General features: G+C 53.2%; 13 protein-coding genes and 2 tRNA genes. 13 read left to right on the top strand and 2 right to left on the bottom strand.

Translation table 11 applies throughout. The features are described 5' to 3' along the window. Nucleotides 1–133 precede the first annotated feature (133 nt). The 6 genes from clpX (at nt 134) to BLP45_RS13855 (ending at nt 6,649) form a co-directional block, all read left to right on the top strand. On the top strand, nt 134–1,408 hold the full coding sequence (clpX, locus tag BLP45_RS13880; protein WP_090373088.1) for an ATP-dependent Clp protease ATP-binding subunit ClpX: 1,275 nt from the start codon (nt 134–136) through the stop codon (nt 1,406–1,408). A gap of 87 nt (nt 1,409–1,495) precedes the next feature. Beyond that, nucleotides 1,496–3,907: an endopeptidase La gene (lon, locus tag BLP45_RS13875; RefSeq protein WP_090373087.1), complete on the top strand. Its 2,412-nt coding sequence runs from the start codon at nt 1,496–1,498 to the stop codon at nt 3,905–3,907. A 331-nt stretch (nt 3,908–4,238) separates the two neighbouring features. After that, the gene (locus BLP45_RS13870) at nt 4,239–4,511 is read left to right on the top strand and encodes an HU family DNA-binding protein (protein ID WP_090373086.1); all 273 of its coding nucleotides are present in this window, start codon (nt 4,239–4,241) and stop codon (nt 4,509–4,511) included. 11 nt (nt 4,512–4,522) lie between these two features. Next, a tRNA-Val gene (locus tag BLP45_RS13865) sits at nt 4,523–4,598 on the top strand. A 20-nt stretch (nt 4,599–4,618) separates the two neighbouring features. After that, nucleotides 4,619–4,695: transfer RNA gene (locus tag BLP45_RS13860), tRNA-Asp, on the top strand. 64 nt (nt 4,696–4,759) lie between these two features. Then, entirely contained in the window at nt 4,760–6,649 is a 1,890-nt protein-coding gene (locus BLP45_RS13855) for a SurA N-terminal domain-containing protein (RefSeq protein ID WP_090373085.1), read from the top strand. Nucleotides 6,650–6,665: 16 nt separating this feature from the next. Here the strand turns inward: BLP45_RS13855 and BLP45_RS13850 are convergent, their stop codons facing one another. After that, nucleotides 6,666–7,454, bottom strand: coding sequence for an enoyl-ACP reductase FabI (locus tag BLP45_RS13850; protein ID WP_090373084.1), 789 nt, complete (start codon nt 7,452–7,454; stop codon nt 6,666–6,668). Between the two features lie 129 nt (nt 7,455–7,583). On the opposite strand from BLP45_RS13850, the gene BLP45_RS13845 reads away from it, so the two are divergent. The 7 genes from BLP45_RS13845 to BLP45_RS13815 all read left to right on the top strand — a co-directional run bounded on the left by BLP45_RS13845 (nt 7,584) and on the right by BLP45_RS13815 (nt 18,725). After that, a complete protein-coding gene (locus BLP45_RS13845; protein WP_090373083.1) occupies nt 7,584–9,809 on the top strand; it encodes an ABC transporter substrate-binding protein in 2,226 nt (741 codons plus the stop codon). Beyond that, nucleotides 9,802–10,779 carry an ABC transporter permease gene (locus tag BLP45_RS13840; protein ID WP_090373082.1) on the top strand — a complete coding sequence of 326 codons (978 nt, stop codon included), beginning with the start codon at nt 9,802–9,804 and terminating at the stop codon, nt 10,777–10,779. The genes BLP45_RS13845 and BLP45_RS13840 overlap by 8 nt, the downstream gene beginning before the upstream one ends. 139 nt (nt 10,780–10,918) lie before the next feature. After that, entirely contained in the window at nt 10,919–12,409 is a 1,491-nt protein-coding gene (locus BLP45_RS13835) for an ABC transporter permease (protein WP_090373081.1), read from the top strand. Between the two features lie 2 nt (nt 12,410–12,411). After that, the gene (locus tag BLP45_RS13830; RefSeq protein ID WP_090373080.1) at nt 12,412–14,544 is read left to right on the top strand and encodes an ABC transporter ATP-binding protein; all 2,133 of its coding nucleotides are present in this window, start codon (nt 12,412–12,414) and stop codon (nt 14,542–14,544) included. After that, a complete protein-coding gene (locus tag BLP45_RS13825; RefSeq protein WP_090373079.1) occupies nt 14,541–16,151 on the top strand; it encodes a peptide chain release factor 3 in 1,611 nt (536 codons plus the stop codon). The genes BLP45_RS13830 and BLP45_RS13825 overlap by 4 nt, the downstream gene beginning before the upstream one ends. A gap of 238 nt (nt 16,152–16,389) precedes the next feature. Then, the gene (gene argH / locus BLP45_RS13820) at nt 16,390–17,802 is read left to right on the top strand and encodes an argininosuccinate lyase (protein WP_090373078.1); all 1,413 of its coding nucleotides are present in this window, start codon (nt 16,390–16,392) and stop codon (nt 17,800–17,802) included. Between the two features lie 38 nt (nt 17,803–17,840). Continuing rightward, on the top strand, nt 17,841–18,725 hold the full coding sequence (locus tag BLP45_RS13815) for a fructosamine kinase family protein (protein WP_090373077.1): 885 nt from the start codon (nt 17,841–17,843) through the stop codon (nt 18,723–18,725). Nucleotides 18,726–18,779: 54 nt separating this feature from the next. Here BLP45_RS13815 and BLP45_RS13810 read toward each other — a convergent pair whose 3' ends face one another. Beyond that, nucleotides 18,780–20,966 carry a primosomal protein N' gene (locus BLP45_RS13810; protein WP_090373076.1) on the bottom strand — a complete coding sequence of 729 codons (2,187 nt, stop codon included), beginning with the start codon at nt 20,964–20,966 and terminating at the stop codon, nt 18,780–18,782. Between the last annotated feature and the right edge of the window lie 712 nt (nt 20,967–21,678).

The raw sequence follows: 21,678 nt of genomic DNA, 5'->3' as shown, positions 1-21,678 counted from the left end.
AATTTAGACTACGTCCGCGTCGAAAATGAGCTTCCTTGGAACTTTAAATTTCTAGAGACGAACTATACTATTATGAATGGGTCTTTGATTACTGGCTACGAGCGTATAGGCTCGGATAATGCGGATTAAAACTATGTCAGAGAAAACTGGCGGCGAAAAACTGCTTTATTGTTCCTTCTGCGGCAAAAGCCAGCACGAAGTGAAGAAGCTCATTGCTGGTCCATCGGTATTTATTTGCGACGAATGCATTGAGCTGTGCAATGACATTATTCGGGAGGAAATACAAGGCGCTGAGGCTGCCAAGCTAACTAAATCAGATTTGCCTGTCCCTCACGAAATCTGCCAGATTCTCGATCAGTACGTAATTGGTCAGGAACCCGCAAAAAAGATCCTGTCGGTAGCGGTATATAACCATTACAAGCGTCTGAGGAATCTGTCCAAAGGAGACGCCGACGACATTGAGCTGGCGAAAAGCAATATCCTGCTTATCGGTCCCACCGGTTCAGGCAAGACCTTGCTTGCGCAAACGCTGGCACGGTTGCTGGATGTTCCCTTCATCATGGCCGATGCCACGACTCTTACCGAAGCAGGCTATGTCGGCGAAGATGTGGAAAATATCATCCAGAAACTCCTGCAAAAATGCAATTACGATGCCGAAAAGGCGCAACAAGGTATTGTCTATATTGACGAGATCGACAAGATTTCGCGGAAATCGGACAACCCGTCAATCACTCGCGATGTTTCGGGTGAGGGCGTGCAGCAGGCTCTGCTGAAGCTGATCGAGGGGACTATCGCTTCGGTGCCGCCCCAAGGTGGGAGAAAGCATCCGAATCAGGAATTTGTTCAGGTGGATACCACCAACATTCTTTTCATTTGCGGCGGTGCGTTTGACGGCCTCGACAAGGTTATACGTGCCCGTTCCGAAAAAGGCGGGATAGGTTTTAGCGCCAATGTGAGAAGTCGCGAAAATCGCAAGGATTTTGGCGCGGTATTGCGGGGCGTAGAACCTGAAGATCTGGTCAGATATGGTTTGATTCCAGAATTTGTCGGGCGCCTGCCGGTCGTCGCCACACTGGAAGAACTGGATGAATCAGCGCTGATTCAAATTCTGACCGAACCCAGGAATGCGCTGATTAAACAGTATCAGAAAATGTTTAACATGGAAGGCGGCGTCGATCTTGAATTTCGAGAACAGGCTCTCAAAGCGATTGCCAAAAAGGCGCTTGCGCGCAAGACCGGTGCACGCGGTTTGCGCTCCATCCTGGAGAGCACTCTGCTGGATACCATGTTCGATCTGCCATCGTTGGAGAATGTTGCCAAGGTGGTAATTGATCACGGCTCTGTCGGCGGAGATATCAAGCCCATTCTGATTTATTCGGATAAGCCGAAGGTGGCCAAGAGTTTTTAACGCCTGTCCAGTGTTGCCCGGTCCGTTGCCTTGAATTTCTTCGCGGCACCCCCATAACCTTTGTTTGTCTTTTATAGGTGAGCCGATATGCCCTCCCCAGTTAACGATCCCAATCACTTGTCGTTGCCGCTATTACCGTTACGCGATGTCGTGGTGTTTCCACACATGGTAATTCCTTTATTTGTGGGACGGCCAAAGTCTATCAAAGCGTTGGAAATCGCCATGGAGTCCGGCAAGAGTATTCTGCTGGTCGCGCAGAAATTCGCTGCCAAGGACGATCCCGTTCCTGAAGACCTCTATGGCGTATGCAGTGTTGCGAATCTGCTGCAAATGCTCAAACTGCCCGATGGCACCGTGAAAGTGCTGGTCGAAGGCAGTCGCCGCGCGCGCATCACGAGAGTCATTGATGATGGCACCTATTTTTCCGGACAGGCTGCATTGCTCCCGCCGGATGCCGTCGACAACCATGAGGTTGAAGCAATGCGGCGTGCCATGCTGGCGCAATTTGACCAGTACGTGAAGCTCAACAAGAAAATTCCGCCCGAAATTCTCACTTCGCTGAGCGGTATCGATGAAGCAGGACGCCTGGCCGATACGATCGCCGCTCACTTGCCATTGAAACTTGAGCAAAAGCAGGAGGTGCTGGAAATTTTCGAGGTCCCCAGGCGCCTGGAGCATCTGCTGGGATTACTGGAAACCGAGCTTGACATACTTCAGGTGGAAAAGCGTATACGTGGAAGGGTCAAGCGTCAGATGGAGAAAAGCCAGCGCGACTACTATCTCAACGAGCAGGTGAAGGCCATCCAGAAGGAGCTTGGCGAAGGCGAAGACGGTGCTGATCTGGAAGAAATCGACAAGAAGATCAAAGCCGCGCAAATGTCCAAGGAAGGCCGTGCCAAGGCGGAAGCGGAACTAAAAAAATTACGCTTGATGTCACCGATGTCGGCCGAGGCTACAGTCGTGCGTAATTACATCGATGCGCTGGTAGCATTGCCATGGAAGAAAAAAAATAAAATCAGCAAAGATCTCAATGCTGCCGAGGTGGTACTGGAGCAGGATCATTATGGCCTCGACAAAGTCAAGGAGCGGATCGTCGAGTACCTGGCTGTGCAGCAGCGCGTGGACAAACTGAAAGCGCCCATACTTTGCCTAGTGGGCCCCCCCGGTGTAGGCAAAACTTCATTGGGACAGTCCATCGCCCGCGCCACCAACCGCAAATTCGTACGCATGTCCCTGGGCGGTGTGCGTGACGAGGCCGAAATACGTGGCCATCGTCGCACCTATATTGGTTCAATGCCTGGCAAGATCCTTCAGAATATGACCAAGGTCGGTGTCAAGAATCCATTGTTCCTGCTTGACGAAGTTGACAAGATGGGGATGGACTTCCGTGGGGATCCATCGTCCGCCCTACTGGAAGTGCTCGATCCGGAGCAAAACAATTCGTTCGTTGATCATTATGTCGAGGTTGAGTATGACCTGTCCGATGTCATGTTTGTTGCCACTGCCAATACCCTGAATATACCGCCGGCACTGCTCGATCGCATGGAAGTGATCAGGCTGTCGGGTTATACCGAAGATGAGAAGCTTAATATTGCAATGCGTTACTTGCTGCCTAAGCAGGTAAAAAATCATGGTCTCAAGGAAAATGAATTGACGGTCTCTGAATCCGCTCTACGTGATATTACCCGCTATTACACACGAGAGGCGGGTGTGCGCGCAATGGAGCGGGAAATCTCCAAAATTTGCCGCAAGGTCGTCAAGGCATTGCTGCTCAAAAGTGATCAGAAGAAAATTACGATCAGCGGACGGAACCTGGATAAATATCTGGGTGTGAGACGCTATACCTATGGGGTTGCGGAAGAAAAAAATCAGGTAGGGCAAGTGACCGGTCTGGCGTGGACCGAGGTCGGAGGCGAATTGTTGACGATTGAGGCGGTAGTGTTGCCGGGTAAGGGAAAATCCATTACAACCGGGAAACTGGGGGAGGTGATGCAAGAGTCGGTTCAGGCCGCGCTGTCTGTGGTGCGTAGCCGGTCGAGAGCATTGGGAATTGCGGAAGATTTTTATCAGAAGAATGATATTCATATCCACTTGCCGGAGGGCGCAACCCCCAAGGACGGGCCCAGCGCAGGGATCGGCATCTGCATCGCAATGGTATCGGCACTGACAGGTATCGCAGCGCGGGCGAACGTTGCAATGACGGGAGAGATCACATTGCGTGGCGAGGTGCTACCCATCGGCGGGCTCAAGGAAAAGCTTTTGGCGGCGCATCGCGGCGGCATAAAGAGCGTATTGATCCCGGAGGACAATGTCAAAGACCTCACGGAGATTCCGGAGAATATCAAAAACCGCCTCGACATCCATCCGGTCAAGTGGATCGATCAGGTGCTGGATCTGGCATTGGAGCGCAAACCGGAACCGCTTCCCGCCGCAGCGGCGCCCGTATCAAATCCCGTAGCGGTTGATGGGGAGACGGCCAGCACGGTCATTAAGCATTAGCGATCGGTCAGAGTAATAAATCGAGGCTTTGCGTCGGTTTCCTTGTATTTGACGGGCTGCAAAGCTCCTGGAAGAGTTCGTTGTTTTTTTACGGTTACGACTGTAATAAAGGTACTGTGGAGCGGGTTTCTGGTTGTCAGATTCTGCTCTAGTCCGTTTCAGGAAAGGGGATCGGTTGTTTGCTGGAGAAAATAAGATTCCCGCATGAGTTTGCGTATGAAATGTTTCTGAAATATTTGCGCAATTGCTTGACCAAGCACAGATGGCTTGATATAAAACCAGTTGCAAAGGTTTCTGTAGCTCTCTTAACAATAACGAAAGGGGAATCACCGTGAATAAATCCGAACTTATCGATGCAATCGCCCAGTCTTCCGATATTTCCAAGGCTTCCGCGGGTAATGCGCTGGATGGTGCGTTATCCGCGATAAAAACCGCTCTAAAAAAAGGTCAAAGTGTGACGCTCGTCGGATTTGGAACTTTTAAGGTGGGCAAGCGCGCGGCCCGTACCGGCCGTAATCCTCGCACGGGTGCGGCAATTAAAATCAAGGCTGCGAAGGTTCCGAAATTCAGCGCTGGCAAGGCGCTCAAGGATGCAGTAAACTGATATTCTTTGAAGGGTGCTTAGCTCAGTTGGTAGAGCGTCGCCCTTACAAGGCGAATGTCGGCGGTTCGACCCCGTCAGCACCCACCAGCAGATATGTGTAGATCGTTGGAGTGGTAGTTCAGTTGGTTAGAATACCGGCCTGTCACGCCGGGGGTCGCGGGTTCGAGTCCCGTCCACTCCGCCAGATTTTGTGCTAAACCAGGGCGAACGCAAGTTCGCCTTTTTTATTCGTTTTCTGAAATCCAACAATGTTCGATTTTGTCCACAAGAAAAAACGCATCGTACAGGTCATCCTGGCGCTTGCCGCATTACCATTCCTGTTTTGGGGAATCGAGTCATATCAAAACAGTGATAGGGAAGATTACCTCGCATTGGCAGCCGGAGAGAAAATCCACCGTCAGGAATTTGAACAGGCGCTGCGCAATCAGCAGGAAAGTATGCGGGCCATCATGGGTGAGAATTTCAACGACGCGATGCTGGACAATCCGGAATTACGGTCGGCGGTACTGGAGGGACTGATTCAGCAGCGGTTGCTGAGGCATGAAGCAGCACGCGTTGGACTGACCGTGCCGGATTTACAACTGATACAGGTTATACAGGATATTCCGGCGTTTCAGCAGGATGGCAAGTTTTCCAAGCAGCGCTATGAAGAATTGCTGCGTGACCAGGGGATGGGTCCACGGACGTTTGAAGCGCGTGTGCGTCAGGAAATGGAACGGCAGCAATTGATCGACGCCTATAGTGGAAACGGCCTTATTCCTGTCGCGGTAGCGGAAAGGGTAATGCGATTAGGTAACGAAAAGCGAGAGATCAGCCTCTTTCACGTACAACCGGAGCAATTCCTGCCGCAAATGAAACCCGATGAGGTAGCCATTAAAACATATTACGATAGGCACCAGGCCGAGTTTCAATTGCCGGAGCAGGTGCGTGTCGAGTATCTGGTATTGTCGCTGGACGATTTGAGCAAAGACTTGGAGGTGAGTGCGGACGAAGCATTAAAGTATTTCGAGGAGCACAGGGATGAGTTCGGACAGCCGGAAGAGCGCCGTGCCAGCCACATCCTGATAAATGTGCCCGCCACGTCCTCGGACCAGGAGAAAGCCGCTGCACGCGCCAAGGCCGAACAATTGCTTGCGCAAATAAAACAGGCGCCACAAAGGTTTCCCGAACTTGCCAAGCAGCATTCACAGGATCCTGGCTCGGCGTCAAATGGTGGAGACCTTGGTTTTTTCGCGCGGAATATGATGGTCAAGGCTTTTGAAGATGCGGTTTTTCAGATGAAGCCGGGAGAAATCAGCGATGTGATCGAAACAGACCACGGTTTTCATATTATCAAGCTCTCCGAGGTAAAACCCGCAAAACTGGTGAGTTTTGATGATGTAAAAAGCCAGGTTGAGCAGGAAGTGAGGAAACAAAAAGCTGCAAAGATCTTTGGTGAAATGGCTGAAGGTTTCAGCAATACAGTGTATGAGCAAAGCGATAGCTTGCAGCCTGCTGCGGGGAAATTCAACCTCACCTTGCGTCGGAGTGACTGGATTGGCAGAAATGCAGGCGAACCCCCGTACTTTACTTCCGGAAAATTACTGCAAGCGATATTCTCGGAAGACGCGATCAAGAATAAGCGTAATACAGAAGCGATCGAAGTTACGTCAAATACCCTTGTTTCGGCGAGAGTGGTTGACCATAGGCCGGCCACGATGCCTTCCATCACAACGCTGAAGGATAAAATTACCGGGCTTGTGGCGCGCGAGCAGGCAGCGGAGGCGGCGATGAAGGAAGGAAAGGAGAAGCTCGCCCAGTTGCAGGAAGGTAAAACTGGAATAGTTGCTTGGGACGCTGCCCGGCAGGTTTCGCGTAAGGATCCGCAAGGTCTCGACAGCGAAATGCTGCGGGCCGTTTTCCAGGCGGAAACGGCAAAGCTGCCTTCTTATATCGGTGTGGGCAATTCTCAGGGAGGGTTTACGTTGATCCGCGTTAGCCGCGTAATTGAGCCACTCCCGGCGGAAGTGTCCGAACGCGAGGCTTTTACACGGCAATTGCAGCAGATTCTCACTCAGGAGGAACTCACCTCTTATCTTGCCGGCGTCAGGAAACGGTACGACGTGACGGTGAGGAATGAAGGTTTAGAGAAGAAATAGCGAATACATGAAGTGGTCAGGATTCACTGATGTCGAAAGCAATCGTATTGAATCCTGCATCGACATGGGTAATCTCGCCGGTAATGCCGCTGGCGAGGTCGCTGCACAGGAAAGCCGCAACGTTCCCTACTTCAGCGATAGAAATATTACGTCGCAACGGCGCCACTTTCTCGGTATAACTCAGTAGTTTTCCGAAATTTCCGATTCCTGCCGCTGCCAGTGTTTTGATCGGCCCTGCGGAAATCGCATTGACCCGTATCCCCTTGGGACCAAGACTGGCCGCCATGAAACGCACATTTGCCTCAAGGCTTGCCTTAGCCAGCCCCATTACGTTGTAATTCGGCATCACCCGCACCGCACCCAGATAGGTGAGCGTCAGAAGCGAGCCATTCCTGCCTTGCATCAGTGGCATTCCGGCTTTTGCCAGGGCGGCAAAACTGTAAGAACTGATGTCGTGAGCAATGCGAAACGCCTCGCGGTTTACGCTTTCGAGATAGTCTCCGCTCAGCGCCTCCCGCGGGGCGAAGGCGATCGAGTGAACGATACCATCGAGGCTATTCCAATGTTTTCCCAGATCGTCGAAACAGCGGGCGATTTCGTCATCGTTCGAAACATCGCACGGAAACAGCAAATCGCTATCGAACTCGGCGACTATTTTTTTGACCCGTTCGCGTACACCCTCTCCTTGATACGTAAAGGCTAGCTGCGCTCCTTCACGCCGCATTGCTTGTGCAATACCGTACGCAATCGAGCGATTACTGAGCAATCCGGTGATGAGGATGCGTTTATCGGTGAGAAGTGGCATGTCATTTCCTTGGTATTGAAACGGGGACTCTGGATTATAGCTTCAAGTCTTCCTGGCTAGTAGAATCATGGAAGCGCCAGAGTCGCTTCAACCCCGCGCTCCGGATATTTCCGCTACACTATCGCATCAATGAAGGAACTGTTCAAATACCTGCTGGCATCGCTTGTAGCCTTGATTTGCGCCTGCAGCGGTAATCCCTGGAATAGCCCCTATCCCGCCGCCGATGCGGGAAAAAATATTCTCTATACGGCCTTTGCCGAGCGCCCAAAGCATCTTGACCCGGTGCAGTCATATAGCTCCAACGAAATTCTGATGACAACGCAGATTTATGAACCTCCGTTGCAATACCACTATCTGAAACGTCCCTATACGCTGATTCCACTGGCAGCGGCAAAAATGCCAGTACCGGAATATTACGATAAGGAAGGCAGGCGTTTGCGTGATAGCGCGGACGCCGCTCAAATCGCTTATACGATCTATGAAATCTCCATCAAGCCTGGTATCCATTACCAGCCTCATCCCGCATTCGCCAGGGGCGAACAGGGAGCATTTCTCTATCATGATCTGACTGCGGAGGATCTGGCCGGCGTCTACAAGCTTGCCGATTTTCGCCACACCGGCTCACGCGAACTGACTGCCGAAGACTATGTCTTCGAGATCAAGCGATTAGCCCATCCTAAACTGCACTCGCCGATATTCGGCCTGATGTCGGACTACATCGCGGGCCTGAAGGAATATTCCACGACGCTTCAGACCGCCGCCGTGGCACAGTTGGACGGGCAGGGGGGTAATGACTATCTGGATTTGAACAGCTATCCATTGGAAGGCGCGGAAGCGGTAAATCGTTATACCTATCGCATCAAGATCAAAGGTAAGTATCCGCAGTTCATGTACTGGCTGGCAATGCCATTTTTCGCACCCATTCCATGGGAGGCTGAGCGCTTTTATACGCAGAAGGGATTGGCGGAAAAAAATATCACACTTGACTGGTATCCCGTAGGCACTGGACCTTACATGCTCACCGAGAACGACCCCAATCGCATGATGATACTGGAAAAGAATCCGAATTATCATGGTGAGACCTATCCGTCCGAAGGTATGCCGGAGGACATGCAGGCAGGTTTGCTGGCGGATGCAGGCAAGCCGCTCCCGTTCATCGACAAAGTGATATCCAGCCGCGACAAGGAAAGTATTCCCCGCTGGAACAAATTTCTGCAAGGTTATTATGACGCCTCTGCGATTAGCTCCGACAGTTTTGATCAGGCGGTGCAACTGACGGGTCAGGGGGAGGCGACCGTGACCGAGGCGATGAAGGATCAGGGCATCCGGTTGGAGACGGCCGTGGCAACTTCCACCTACTATATGGGTTTCAATATACTGGATCCGGTGGTGGGCGGAGTGACCAAACAAGGGCGCGAGTCCGCCAGGAAATTGCGTCAGGCGATTTCGATCGCGGTGGATTACGAAGAGTACGTTTCGATATTTGCAAATGGTCGTGGTATTCCCGCGCAGGGGCCTATTCCACCCGGCATTACCGGCCACCGTGAGGGTGAAGAGGGGATTAATCCCGTAGTGTATGACTGGGTAAGTGGGCGGGCACAGCGCAAACCGATTGAAGCCGCCAGAGCACTACTGGCTGAGGCCGGTTATCCCAATGGTATGGACGCCAAAACTGGCGCTCCGCTGGTACTGTATTTCGATGTCACCGCCCGCGGCGCTGACGACAAATCAGGTCTGGACTGGATGCGCAAACAATTCCAGAAACTTAACATTCAGCTGGTGGTTAGAAGTACGGACTACAACCGCTTCCAGGACAAGATACGCAAGGGCAACGCGCAAATCTTCGAGTGGGGCTGGAATGCCGATTATCCCGATCCTGAGAATTTCCTGTTCCTGTTGCACGGTCCGCAGCGAAAGGTCGGCGACGAAGGCGAGAATGCGGCCAATTATTCCAATCCAGAATATGACCGGCTGTTCGAGCAAATGAAGAACATGGAAGACAGTCCAGAACGGCGTCAAATCATCGATCGCATGGTGGATATCCTGCGTCACGACGCACCCTGGCTCTGGGGATACCACCCCAAGGATTACGGGTTGTATCACGCCTGGTATCGTAATGTTAAGCCGAACAAGCTATCGCACAATAACATCAAGTATTTTCGTATCGACGCCGGCTTGCGGGAACAGAAGCGGCGCGAATGGAACGAGCCGGTACTGTGGCCGATCATGTTGGGATTGATCGTGCTGGCCGGGGGGTTGGCCCCAGCCGTGATTGCTTACCGCCGCAGGGAGCGAGGGGCGGGAATAAGGAGTCGGAAATCAGAGATTCCGGGGGCAAGAGGCGGCATTGCTTAATTACATCATCCGGCGCGTACTCTATGCCATTCCCATCCTGATCGGCGTCAATCTGATCACTTTCACTCTGTTTTTCGTGGTTAACAGTCCCGATGATATGGCTCGCATGCAATTGGGCATCAAGCGCGTCACACCCGAGGCCATCACCAAGTGGAAGCAGGAACGCGGCTATGATAAGCCACTCGTTTTTAACGACGGGGAGGAAGGTTTTGCTAAATTTACGCACACCATTTTTTTCGAGAAGTCGGCTGCCATGTTTGCTTTCCGTTTCGGGCGTGCCGACGACGGTCGCGATATTGCTCACGAAATCAAAACGCGCATGATGCCCAGTCTCGCCATTGCGTTACCGGTATTCCTGCTGGGATTGGCGGTCTACATTGTTTTTGCGCTGGCGATGGTTTTTTTCAGGGCCACCTACGTGGATTTTTGGGGTGTGGTACTATGCGTCGCCCTGATGTCCATCTCCAGTTTGTTTTACATTATCGGCGGACAATTTCTGATCAGCAAGTTGTGGCATCTGGTGCCTATCTCAGGCTATGGCGACGGACCGGGCGCCATCAAATTCCTGATACTGCCGGTCATCGTCGGCGTGATTAGCGCCGCTGGCGCCAATACGCGATGGTATCGCACCATTTTTCTGGAAGAAATGGGCAAGGATTACGTCCGCACTGCCCGCGCCAAGGGTTTATCGGAAAACGTCGTACTGTTAAGGCATGTGCTCAGGAATGCCATGATTCCAATACTCACCGGCGCAGTGGTGGTGATACCGCTACTATTCCTTGGCAGCCTCATTGTCGAATCGTTTTTTGGCATCCCGGGATTGGGCAGCTATACCATCGAGGCGATCAACTCTCAGGACTTCGCCGTCGTGCGCGCCATGGTTTTTCTGGGATCGCTGCTTTACATCGTCGGGCTAATATTGACCGACATTTCCTATACGCTGGTGGACCCAAGGATAAGGCTCGAATAATGATCCTAACTCCGGGAAAGCGAACTGTCCGAGAAGATCAAGGTCAAGTGATGCGAAGAGTCGTTGCGGGTCATTGCCTTAAATTAGAAATACGTGGTCGGACGCCAGATTTTAGCGTGATATCCCTACAAGAACCGCCATGTCTTTCAAACCTGTAATTCTCTGGACAGATGCGCTCGTTTATTTGCTGGTGGCGGTGATCATCGCCTTCGCGTGGTACGTGCGGCGCAATGAACATCTGTTGGCGCCATGGCGGCGGGTGGGACATAGTAAGAGTGGCATGGCGGCACTCACGGTTTTGGTATTCTTTATTGCCATTGGATTGCTTGATAGCGTGCATTTACGTCCCGCGGTGGAGAATAGCAACAGTGGCAACGGCGAAAAAGCTTACAGCGTGGATGTGTTAAGCCTGCTTGACGTGATTGCAACCCCGTTGCGCACACGCGTGGAAAAAACCTATTCCGCGCCCTTCGCCGCACATCTGTATGCCAGAGAAACGGTGGAACTTCCAGATGGAACGCAGCTGCGGGAATATCCTCGCCTGAAATTCGGCGGAGCCCATTTACAGGATCCTGAAACACAACTTGCCGCCGATGTGGCCTGGAGGGTGGCCGCGGGCGCGGGTTTGGGACTTCTCCTCTGGTGCGTCGTCGTCGCTTCGTTAACCGCGTCATTGGCGAACCGCGGCGGCGGAAACTTTTTGCCGACGCTTTCCAGCATGTGGCGTGGCGCCACGGAAGTTCCATGGAATGCCATCTGCATCGTACTTGCATTTATGCTATTGCTGCTCGGTACCGCGCTGGCGTTATCCACCAATTACCATATATTCGGCACCGACAAGGTAGGGCAGGATGTATTTTATCAATCGCTTAAAAGTATTCGCACCGGGCTGGTGATCGGAACGCTCACAACGCTGATGATGCTCCCATTTGCATTGCTTCTCGGCATCATGGCCGGCTATTTCCGGGGTTGGGTGGATGATGTTATCCAATATCTTTACACCACGTTGAGTTCCATTCCCGGCGTCCTGTTGATCGCCGCGACGGTGTTGATGATGCAGGTATACATAGAAACCCACCCCGAGCTGTTCGACACCGTTGCCGCGCGCGCCGATCTGCGCCTGCTGTTTCTTTGCGTCATACTCGGCGTCACCAGTTGGACCGGTTTGTGCCGCCTGCTGCGTGGCGAAACCTTGAAGCTGCGCGAAACGGAATATATTCAGGCAGCACACGCGTTTGGAGTTTCCCACTGGCGTATCATCAGCCGCCACATTCTTCCTAATGTGATGCATATCGTGCTGATTTCTACCGTGATGGATTTCAGCGGGTTGGTTCTGGCTGAGGCCGTATTGTCTTACGTGGGCGTAGGTGTTGATCCTTCCACTATCAGCTTCGGCACGATGATTAACGGGGCACGCCTGGAAATGGCGCGTGAGCCGATGGTATGGTGGGCGTTGCTCGCGGCCTTTAGTTTCATGTTCGCGCTGGTATTGAGCGCCAATCTGTTTGCCGATGCGGTACAGAATGCGTTTGATCCGCGGGTGAGGATATTGTCCGCCAAAGCCCGAATGCTGCCCCTCAGGGGACGCAGGGAAATGTCAAAAGCTGAACCTGCTGAAGGTTCTTCCTAGCCATGCGGCCCCTGCTGCAAATTGACAATCTCGAAACAGTTCTTCATACGGGCGCGGCGCCGGTATGGGCGGTGGATGGACTGACGCTGCAGGTTCTTGAGGGGGAAACATTCGCATTACTGGGGGAATCCGGTTGCGGAAAGTCCATGACAGCCCTTTCCGTAATGCGGCTATTGCCGGAGGCGGGCGAAATTGTTGCGGGATCCATCAGGATCGGCGGAGACGATCTGCTCCTGCTGCCGGAAGTCGCTATGCGGAGCGTCCGCGGAAAGCGCATCAGCATGATTTTTCAGGAGCCCATGCTAAGTCTGAATCCGGTGATGACAGTGGCGGAGCAGATCGGTGAAGTGTTGCGGCGGCATTTCAATTTGCGTGGCGCAGTGGCGCAAAAACGCATACTTGAAATATTGAATCAGGTAGGTATACCCGATCCATCGCGCCGCATGACCGAATATCCCTTCCAGTTTTCGGGCGGAATGAAACAGCGGATGATGATCGCAATGGCATTGGCCGGGGAGCCGGAACTTCTCATTGCCGATGAGCCTACTACAGCCCTGGATGTCACCATTCAGGCCCAGGTGCTCGACCTCATGCGTGATTTACAGCAACGCGACGGCATGGCGATTCTACTCATTACACATGATCTCGCGGTGGCGGCGGAAATGGCGCACCGGGTGGCGGTGATGTATGCCGGTGAACTCGTGGAAACGGCGACGCGAGAGGAATTTTTCCGCAGTCCGGCGCATCCCTACTCGCAGAAATTGTTTGCTTCACTGCCGGGAAAAGCCAGGCGCCGGCAGGGGCTGGGGCTGGCGGCAATTAGCGGAAATGTGCCGCCACTGTCGCGCGAATTCGTCGGCTGCCGCTTTGCGGACCGGTGTGATCACGCCTGGGAATTGTGTCACTCGGTCGCGCCCGGGTGGAGCGAGGTAAGCGGGGGGCATCAGGTGAGATGCCACCTTTTTGATGGGGATTCAAGGTCTCGAGTCCAGGAGCCCGGGCTCCGGGCTCAGGAGAGGGAATTCAACATTCAGAGCGCAGAAATATCAGGTGGGAACAATCTTCAGAGCGCGTTCAATCTTGGATCCAGGACTTCCGGTTCCTGCTTATTGGCCGTCACCGACCTTAAAGTCTACTTCCCGATACATAAAGGTTTAATGAAACGTGTGGCGGGATATGTCAAAGCGGTGGATGGCGTGTCGCTCTCAATCCGGCAGGGCAAGACCCTGGCGCTGGTGGGAGAGTCCGGGTGCGGCAAGACCACGGCTGGCAAGGCCATTCTGCAATTAATTCGGCCCTCCGCGGGCAGCGTGCGTTACAACGGGCTCGAACTGGTGGGACTGGAACGCAACCGGCTACGACAGATGCGTGCCGAATTCCAGCTCATCTTCCAGGATCCCTATTCGTCACTCAACCCGAGGATGCGTATCGTAGACATCATCGAAGAGGGCATGAATGCCCTGAATGTTGAAGGTGACGGCAAAGCAATCCATTCGGAGCGCCATTCCACTGTGCCGAAAGGAAGGAGAGCGAGAGCGGATGCCTTGCTGGAGAGTGTCGGCTTGCCGCCAGAAGCCAAATGGCGTTATCCCCACGAATTTTCCGGCGGCCAGCGCCAGCGTATCGCTATCGCGCGTGCTCTGGCGGTCGATCCCAGGCTGATCGTTTGCGACGAGCCGACCAGTGCGTTGGACGTATCGGTACAGGCCCAGATCCTGAATTTGCTGAAGGCGTTGCAGAGCAGTCTGGGACTGGCATATTTATTCATTACTCATAATATTTCGGTGGTGGAGTATATCGCCGATGAAGTGGCGGTGATGTATCTGGGAAGAATCGTGGAACAAGGAAGCGTGGACGAAGTACTGGACAACCCCAAGCACCCCTATACCCAGGCTTTGTTGTCGGCGGTGCCGGTCATCGAACTCGAATCAAAGCGTGAGGTTATCCACTTGCATGGCGATCTGCCCTCGCCGGTCAACCCTCCATCCGGTTGCCACTTTCATCCTCGTTGCCCCCATGTGATGCCGATATGCCGCAAAAATTACCCTGAAACAAGTACGTTCAGTTCAACCCATGGAGCACGGTGTCACCTTTATCCTCAGGAACAAGACTCAGTCAAGGGGAATAGCGAATGATGGTCGATCAGGAGGTGGCGCGGCGCCGTACGTTCGCCATCATTTCCCACCCGGATGCGGGTAAAACGACGTTGACGGAGAAGTTGCTGCTGTTTGCCGGCGCAATTCATATCGCCGGTAGCGTCAAGGCGCGAAAAGCAAGCCGTCATGCCACCTCGGACTGGATGGAAATCGAGAAGCAGCGAGGCATTTCGGTGGCCAGTTCTGTCATGCAGATGGAGTATCGCGGCTGCGTCATCAATCTGTTGGATACGCCTGGTCACCAGGATTTTTCCGAAGATACTTATCGGGTTCTGACTGCCGTGGATGCGGCGCTGATGGTAATCGATGCGGCCAATGGCGTGGAGGCCCAGACGCTGCGCCTGCTGGAAGTATGCCGTGCGCGTAATACGCCCATTCTGACTTTCGTGAACAAAATGGATCGTGAAGTGCGCGAGCCACTCGATCTCATTGACGAGATCGAACGAACGCTGCATATGGCAGCGGTACCTTTCACCTGGCCGATCGGCATGGGCCGCGGCTTTCGCGGCGTATTCGACTTGCGGCGCGACCGCATGCGAGTTTTCCGCCCCGGTGCCGACAGGTTGGATGATGCGGACGAGATCATCGAGGGCCTGGACAATTCCGCAATCGCGGAACGCTTGGGGGAGCATGCGGTCCAAGCGAAGCAGGAAATCGATCTGATACGCGGCGCTTCTCCGGAATTCAGCCATGCCGCTTTTCTTGCCGGCCTGCAGACGCCGGTATTTTTCGGCTCGGCCATCAACAATTTCGGCGTACGCGAGGTACTTGACGCCCTGGTCGATCTTGCCCCTTCACCGGCGTCGCGCAGAGCTTTGCAACGCCAGGTGCAACCCGATGAACCGAGGTTTACAGGCGTGGTGTTCAAGATTCAGGCCAACATGAATCCAGCCCATCGGGACCGCGTCGCCTTTGTGAGAATCTGTTCGGGCCGCTTTGAGCGCGGCATGAATCTAAGGATCGTACGTAACGATAAGGATATCCGCACCAACGGCGTCGTATCCTTTCTATCGCAGCGGCGAGAGTTGCTCGATATTGCGTATTCCGGGGATATTATCGGTATCCCCAACCATGGGACGCTACAGCTGGGGGATACGCTGACAGAAGGCGAGCGCCTGCAGTTTACGGGCTTGCCGTTTTTCGCGCCCGAAATTTTCCAGACAGTTGAGATCTCCGACCCAATGCGCAGCAAGCAACTCAAATTGGGGCTTGCCCAATTGGGTGAGGAGGGCGCAATCCAGGTATTCCGGCCACACACCGGGGGCGCTTTGCTGCTGGGGGCAATCGGCGCTCTGCAATTCGAAGTGGTGGCGCACCGGCTCAAGCATGAGTATGGTGTGGACGCACGTCTCGCCCCCGCGAAGTATCAGATGGCGCGCTGGATCACCGCCGATGATCCACGCGAACTAAAACGGTTTATCGATACCAATGCGCATCGGGTGGCCTACGATGCCGTGGATGCTCCTACCTTTCTGGCATCGTTTGGAGCGGAATTGAGTGTTGCCCAGGAAAGCTGGAAGTTTATTCAGTTCCACAGAATGAGGGAGCATGCCGGGTTGATGTTCCAGACTCATCTCAATGGGTAAAGTCAATCTTTGTCCGGCGCGTGCCTGCAAAACCCTGGATTGCGAAATTGGTTGGCGCGGCAAGACAAGTCCTTTGATTTATACTTGGCGTTTAACCTGAATTCAACAGTGGCCGCATTCACGCAGTGTGAAGCGCGATCGGTACAGGAAGCCTTAGTGGGTGATGGCAGTTAAATTGAGAAATGCGCTGTCGCCCACCATAGCGGCCCGTAAGTTGGGGTGAATTGACAAAGACATTATGGCTATCTCAAAAAAGAAAAATACGCCAGTTGAAAAAGGCGCAAATACCTGGTCGGGCCGATTCGACGAGCCGGTTTCGGAGCTGGTGCAGCGTTATACCGCATCGATAGATTTCGACCGGCGGTTGGCGGATCACGATATTCAGGGGTCGCTTGCTCACGCGCGAATGCTTTCTGATGCAGGCATTATCGATGCAAACGACTTGGCTGCGATCGAATCCGGCCTGGGCCGCATTCGCGACGAAATTCGCAACGGCGAGTTCGTCTGGCGGCTGGATCTGGAAGATGTGCATCTCAATATCGAGAAACGTCTTACCACGCTGATCGGCGACGCCGGCAAACGGCTGCACACGGCACGATCACGCAACGATCAGGTGGCGACCGATGTGCGGCTTTATCTACGCGCTTCAATTGATGATATTGTCAGGCTCATCCGTGCCATGCAGCATGCACTGCTGGATCTTGCCGAACAGCACGTGGATACGGTAATGCCAGGTTTCACGCATTTGCAGGTGGCCCAACCGGTGGTCTTCGGCCATCATCTGATGGCGTATTTTGAAATGCTCAAGCGCGATACCGAGCGACTATCCGATTGCAGGAGGCGCATGAACAAGCTGCCTCTGGGTGCCGCGGCACTGGCGGGAACCAGTTACCCCATCAACCGCGAGATGGTGGCGGCACAATTGGGATTCGACGGCGTATGCGAAAATTCGCTGGATGCTGTTTCCGACCGGGATTTCGCCATCGAATTCTGCGCCTGTGCGGCGCTGATCATGACACATTTGTCACGATTATCAGAAGAATTGATTCTATGGATGAACCCGTTGTTTGGCTTCATTGAACTCGCCGACCGGTTCTGTACCGGCTCGTCCATCATGCCGCAAAAGAAAAATCCTGACGTGCCGGAACTGGTGCGCGGCAAAACCGGTCGTGTCAATGGTCATCTGGTTGCGCTACTGATGCTGATGAAAGCGCAACCGCTCGCTTACAATAAGGACAATCAGGAAGATAAGGAGCCTTTATTCGACACGGTGGACACGCTTACTGACACCCTGCGCATCTACGCCGATATGCTGACGGGCGTCCGCGTCAAGCCGGGTGCGATGCGTCAAGCCGCGATGCGGGGTTACGCCACGGCTACCGATCTGGCCGATTACCTGGCAAAAAAGGGGCTGCCTTTTCGCGAAGCCCACGAAGCTGTCGCGCAAGCGGTGAACTTTGCCGACAAATGCGGCCGTGACCTGAGCGCGCTTACGCTGCCTGAGTTAAGAAATTTCTCCCCATTGATCGATAACGATATTTTTGCCGTATTGACCCTGGAGGGCTCGATAAATAGCCGCAACCATATCGGTGGGACAGCGCCGGCACAGGTGAGAGCAGCCGTCAGCCGGGCAAGGAAATCGTTGTCCTGACGTGGTAAAGATCAATCAACCTGGTGATCCGACCCGCTATGTCACACTGGACAGATATCGCCGCACAAATCTCCATGTCTACCGGCAGCCCATTCATTGTGGAAAAAACCTTTTCCATCGGCGGCGGTTGCATTAGCGAAACGTATCGGATTGAAGGCAACGGCCGGCTATTTTTCGTCAAACTGAACAATACGGACAGCTTGGGGATGTTCGACGCGGAAGCCGCGGGCCTTCAGGAAATTCACAAGTCCCGCACATTACGTGTTCCCCTCCCGGTGTGCTGGGGAAAAAATAAATCCAAAGCATGGCTGGTGCTGGAATATGTGAAAATGGATAAAGTTTCCTACCGCGACGCAGCAGCCTTGGGGTCGGGACTTGCTGCGATGCACCGTTTTTCCTCGGAAAGGTTCGGCTGGGTGCGCGACAACACTATCGGTGCCACGTCGCAGATTAACCGGTTTTCGTCTAACTGGATTCAATTCTGGCGCGAATATCGTTTCGGCTACCAGTTGAAATTAGCGCAAGCCAATGGCTATACGGGCAAATTGCAGACCTGGGGTGAGCAGCTGATGGCGCATCTGGATTGCTTCTTTCCGGGTCCGGAACCGGCTGCCTCACTACTGCACGGCGACTTATGGAGTGGCAATTATGGTTTTGATCGCGCGGGGAAGCCGATACTATTCGACCCTGCCGTATATTATGGCGATCGCGAGACCGATGTTGCCATGACTGAACTTTTCGGTGGGTTTTCCGCAGATTTCTATGCGGCTTACCGGGAGACCTACCCACTCGATCCCGGCTACGCGACACGAAAAACACTTTATAACCTCTATCACATCCTGAATCATCTCAATCTGTTCGGCGGCGGTTATCGTCATCAGGCGGAACAAATGATGGGCCGGCTGCTCGCTGAAATTCAATAGGCGGGACGTGGCCAGCAATATCCTGAAGCGGCTTGGGGCGATGGAATATTCGGCTCAAAACTCCAGCGGATCCACGTCCAGCGTCCATCGAACTTTGTGGACGGAAAGCGTGTCCAGTTTTGTTCGCCATTCAGCAAGAAATTCCTGTAATTTTTTACGCGAGCTGGATTGTACGAGCAGGTACGCGCGTTCCTGTCCCTTTAATCGCGCCATTTGCGCCGGAACCGGATCGAACACCTCAACATGCTGTGAAGCCTTCATCACAGCCGCCGCACGGGTGAGAAAATCCAGCGCAGCGGCCACCTGGGCTGCCTCCGCTCGCAATATTGCTTGATAGATGAAGGGCGGAAATCCCGCTATCTTTCGTTCCGACAGGAGCGTTTGTGCGAGCGCGTCATAATCCTGCTGCCGCAGCGCCTGATACAACGGATGATTGGGGAATTCGGTTTGAATGAGTACTTCGCCTGGCACCTCGGCGCGTCCGGCTCGGCCTGCCACCTGCATCAGCTGTGCAAACAGGCGTTCCGATGCACGATAATCGGTGCTGAATAGCGACGCGTCGGAATTCAGGATGCCGACCAGTGACAGATTTGGAAAATCATGTCCTTTCGCGAGGATCTGTGTTCCTACCAGGATGTCAACGCGTTGTTCCTGGATGTCTTTCAGCATCTTTTGCCAAGCATTCTTGCGACGCATACTGTCGCGATCGATGCGTACAATTCGAGCATCGGGAAAACATTCAGCCAACGTGGCCTCCACTCGCTGCGTGCCGTGGCCGAAAGGTGCAATATCCTGGTCGCCGCATTCGGGACAGAGGGGGGGGAAACGCTCCTGGTGGCCGCAATGATGGCAGCGCAATTTTCTTTCGCGCAGGTGCACCACCAGACGGCTGGCGCAGCGATGGCAGGCAGCTGTCCAGGCGCATGACTTGCACAATAGCACCGGTGCATAACCACGCCGATTAATGAAAACCAGGCTTTGCTGGTTTAACACGAGACACCTCTCCAGCGCAGTAATCAGTGGGGCGGATAAGCCCTCTCTGGTTTTGGCGGCACGGGTATCGATACAACGTACGCTTGGCAGCGTGGCGTTTTTGACCGCGCGGGATGATAGCCGCAGCCTGAGGTAGCGGCCGCTTATGGCGTTGTAATAGCTTTCGAGTGACGGTGTGGCGGAACCGAGTATCACGGGTGCATTTGCCCGCTTGGCACGAAAGATTGCTACATCCCGTGCCGAATAGCGCAGGCCTTCCTGCTGTTTGAATGAGGTATCCTGCTCCTCATCCACTATTATCAAACCAAGTTCCGGTAGCGGCGTAAATACTGCCAGGCGCGTGCCGAGTATTATTTTGGCCTCACCACGTTGGGCTTTCAACCAGGCATACGCCCGCTGGGATGGGTTGAGTCCGCTATGGAGGCTAACCAGTCGTGTGGCGGGAAAGCGCGCCAGGAAGATTGCTTCCAGTTGCGGCGTTAGATTGATTTCGGGGACCAGCACCAGCGTTTGCCGGCCTTGCCGCAGCAGCAACGAAATCAGCCGCAGATAAACTTCAGTTTTACCGCTGCCGGTAACGCCTTGCAACAGCCAGGTACCGAATTCGTTTATTTTGACGGCAATGTCATTGACGGCGCTTTCCTGATCGGTGGTCAGGACAGGAACCGGCGAGATTTCAGTAAGCGAAGCTGCGATGGAGGGAAGAGGCGCCGATGTTTCTTCAACCCAGCCTAGCCTGATAAATTCCGCCAACGCCTTGGGAGCCCGCTGCGAAAGCTGTCTCACCTCGCGAATGTCCATTGGTCCGCATTCTCTCAGCCTTGCCATAAGGCGATGTTTGACGATATTACGGGCTGGAATGGCTGATATATCGACGCTGTATCCAGCTGTGGTGAGATCATATTGAAAGGAAGGGGCGGGCATAAAAGGTTTGACACTCCGCAGTCTGCCGGGCAGACCATTCATCACCACCTCCCCCAGGGGGTAATGGTAGTAAGCACTGCAAAATCGGAAAAGATCGAGCAATGCCTTGGATAGCGGGGGAACATCATGGAATATATGAACAGCGGACCTGAGCTTGGAAGAAACGGAGGAGTAAGCGACTACTTCCATAATAACGCCCGTGACCAGCCTTTTTCCAAACGGAACGCAGACACGAGCGCCGATATCATTTGCCGTTGTGTGCGGCGCAAGGTAATCGAATAAAATATTGACGGGAACATCAAGCGCGACGCGAATGATGGGCATAGGGGAAAAATATTGAAGTCTGATTTACAACGAGTATTATCCCTGAAAGTTTGCAGTTGACTTGTTTTTCCTGGACGTGGTGACGACAAAAAATTAACGTTCATGCAATATGCATGATTGTTCCTTTAAATTCCTATTATGATATATGAATTATTCATCGATCTGTATGTTTGAATTGCCGGCAATGTTTGTGGGTGTGTCAACAGATAATTGATGGAATATCAGTTGGACGCGCTTATCTTCGTCCTGTCGATATTATTGAACAGAACAGCTGCGGGAGTAATTTATAAGCAACCATTACAAGTTAAATAATCTGCATCCTCCCAGCCTCTATTCTAATAGACAGTAAGTGTCGGCTTTTTTTACATCCCGTCTTTAAAAGATTTAAAAAATTAGGTGTAAGTTGCTAGTTTAACGGACTCTTTTATTACTGGCATAAGATATGCTTGCAGTTAAAAATGATAGGCGGTCTTAACCTAAGCCGGGCTGAAGTTGAGCCGCATATTCGGTTGCAGTTCAGGAAGAGTGAATGGAGTATTCACCCTGCATTCTTCTTTAAAATGGCAAGATTCAACGCCGAGCGAAGTCATAGCCTTGGGTCAACTTGCGGGACAAGGGAAGGGCGGAAATGTTCCCTGTTGTTCCGACAAACTGCTTGACTTAGGACATCTTCGGGGATAGTCTTTACAGGGTTGTGGGTATGTAATGTATT

The sequence above is a fragment of the Nitrosospira sp. Nl5 genome, assembly GCF_900102495.1.
Classification (GTDB): domain Bacteria; phylum Pseudomonadota; class Gammaproteobacteria; order Burkholderiales; family Nitrosomonadaceae; genus Nitrosospira.
This window is presented reverse-complemented; position numbering and strand designations above follow the sequence as displayed.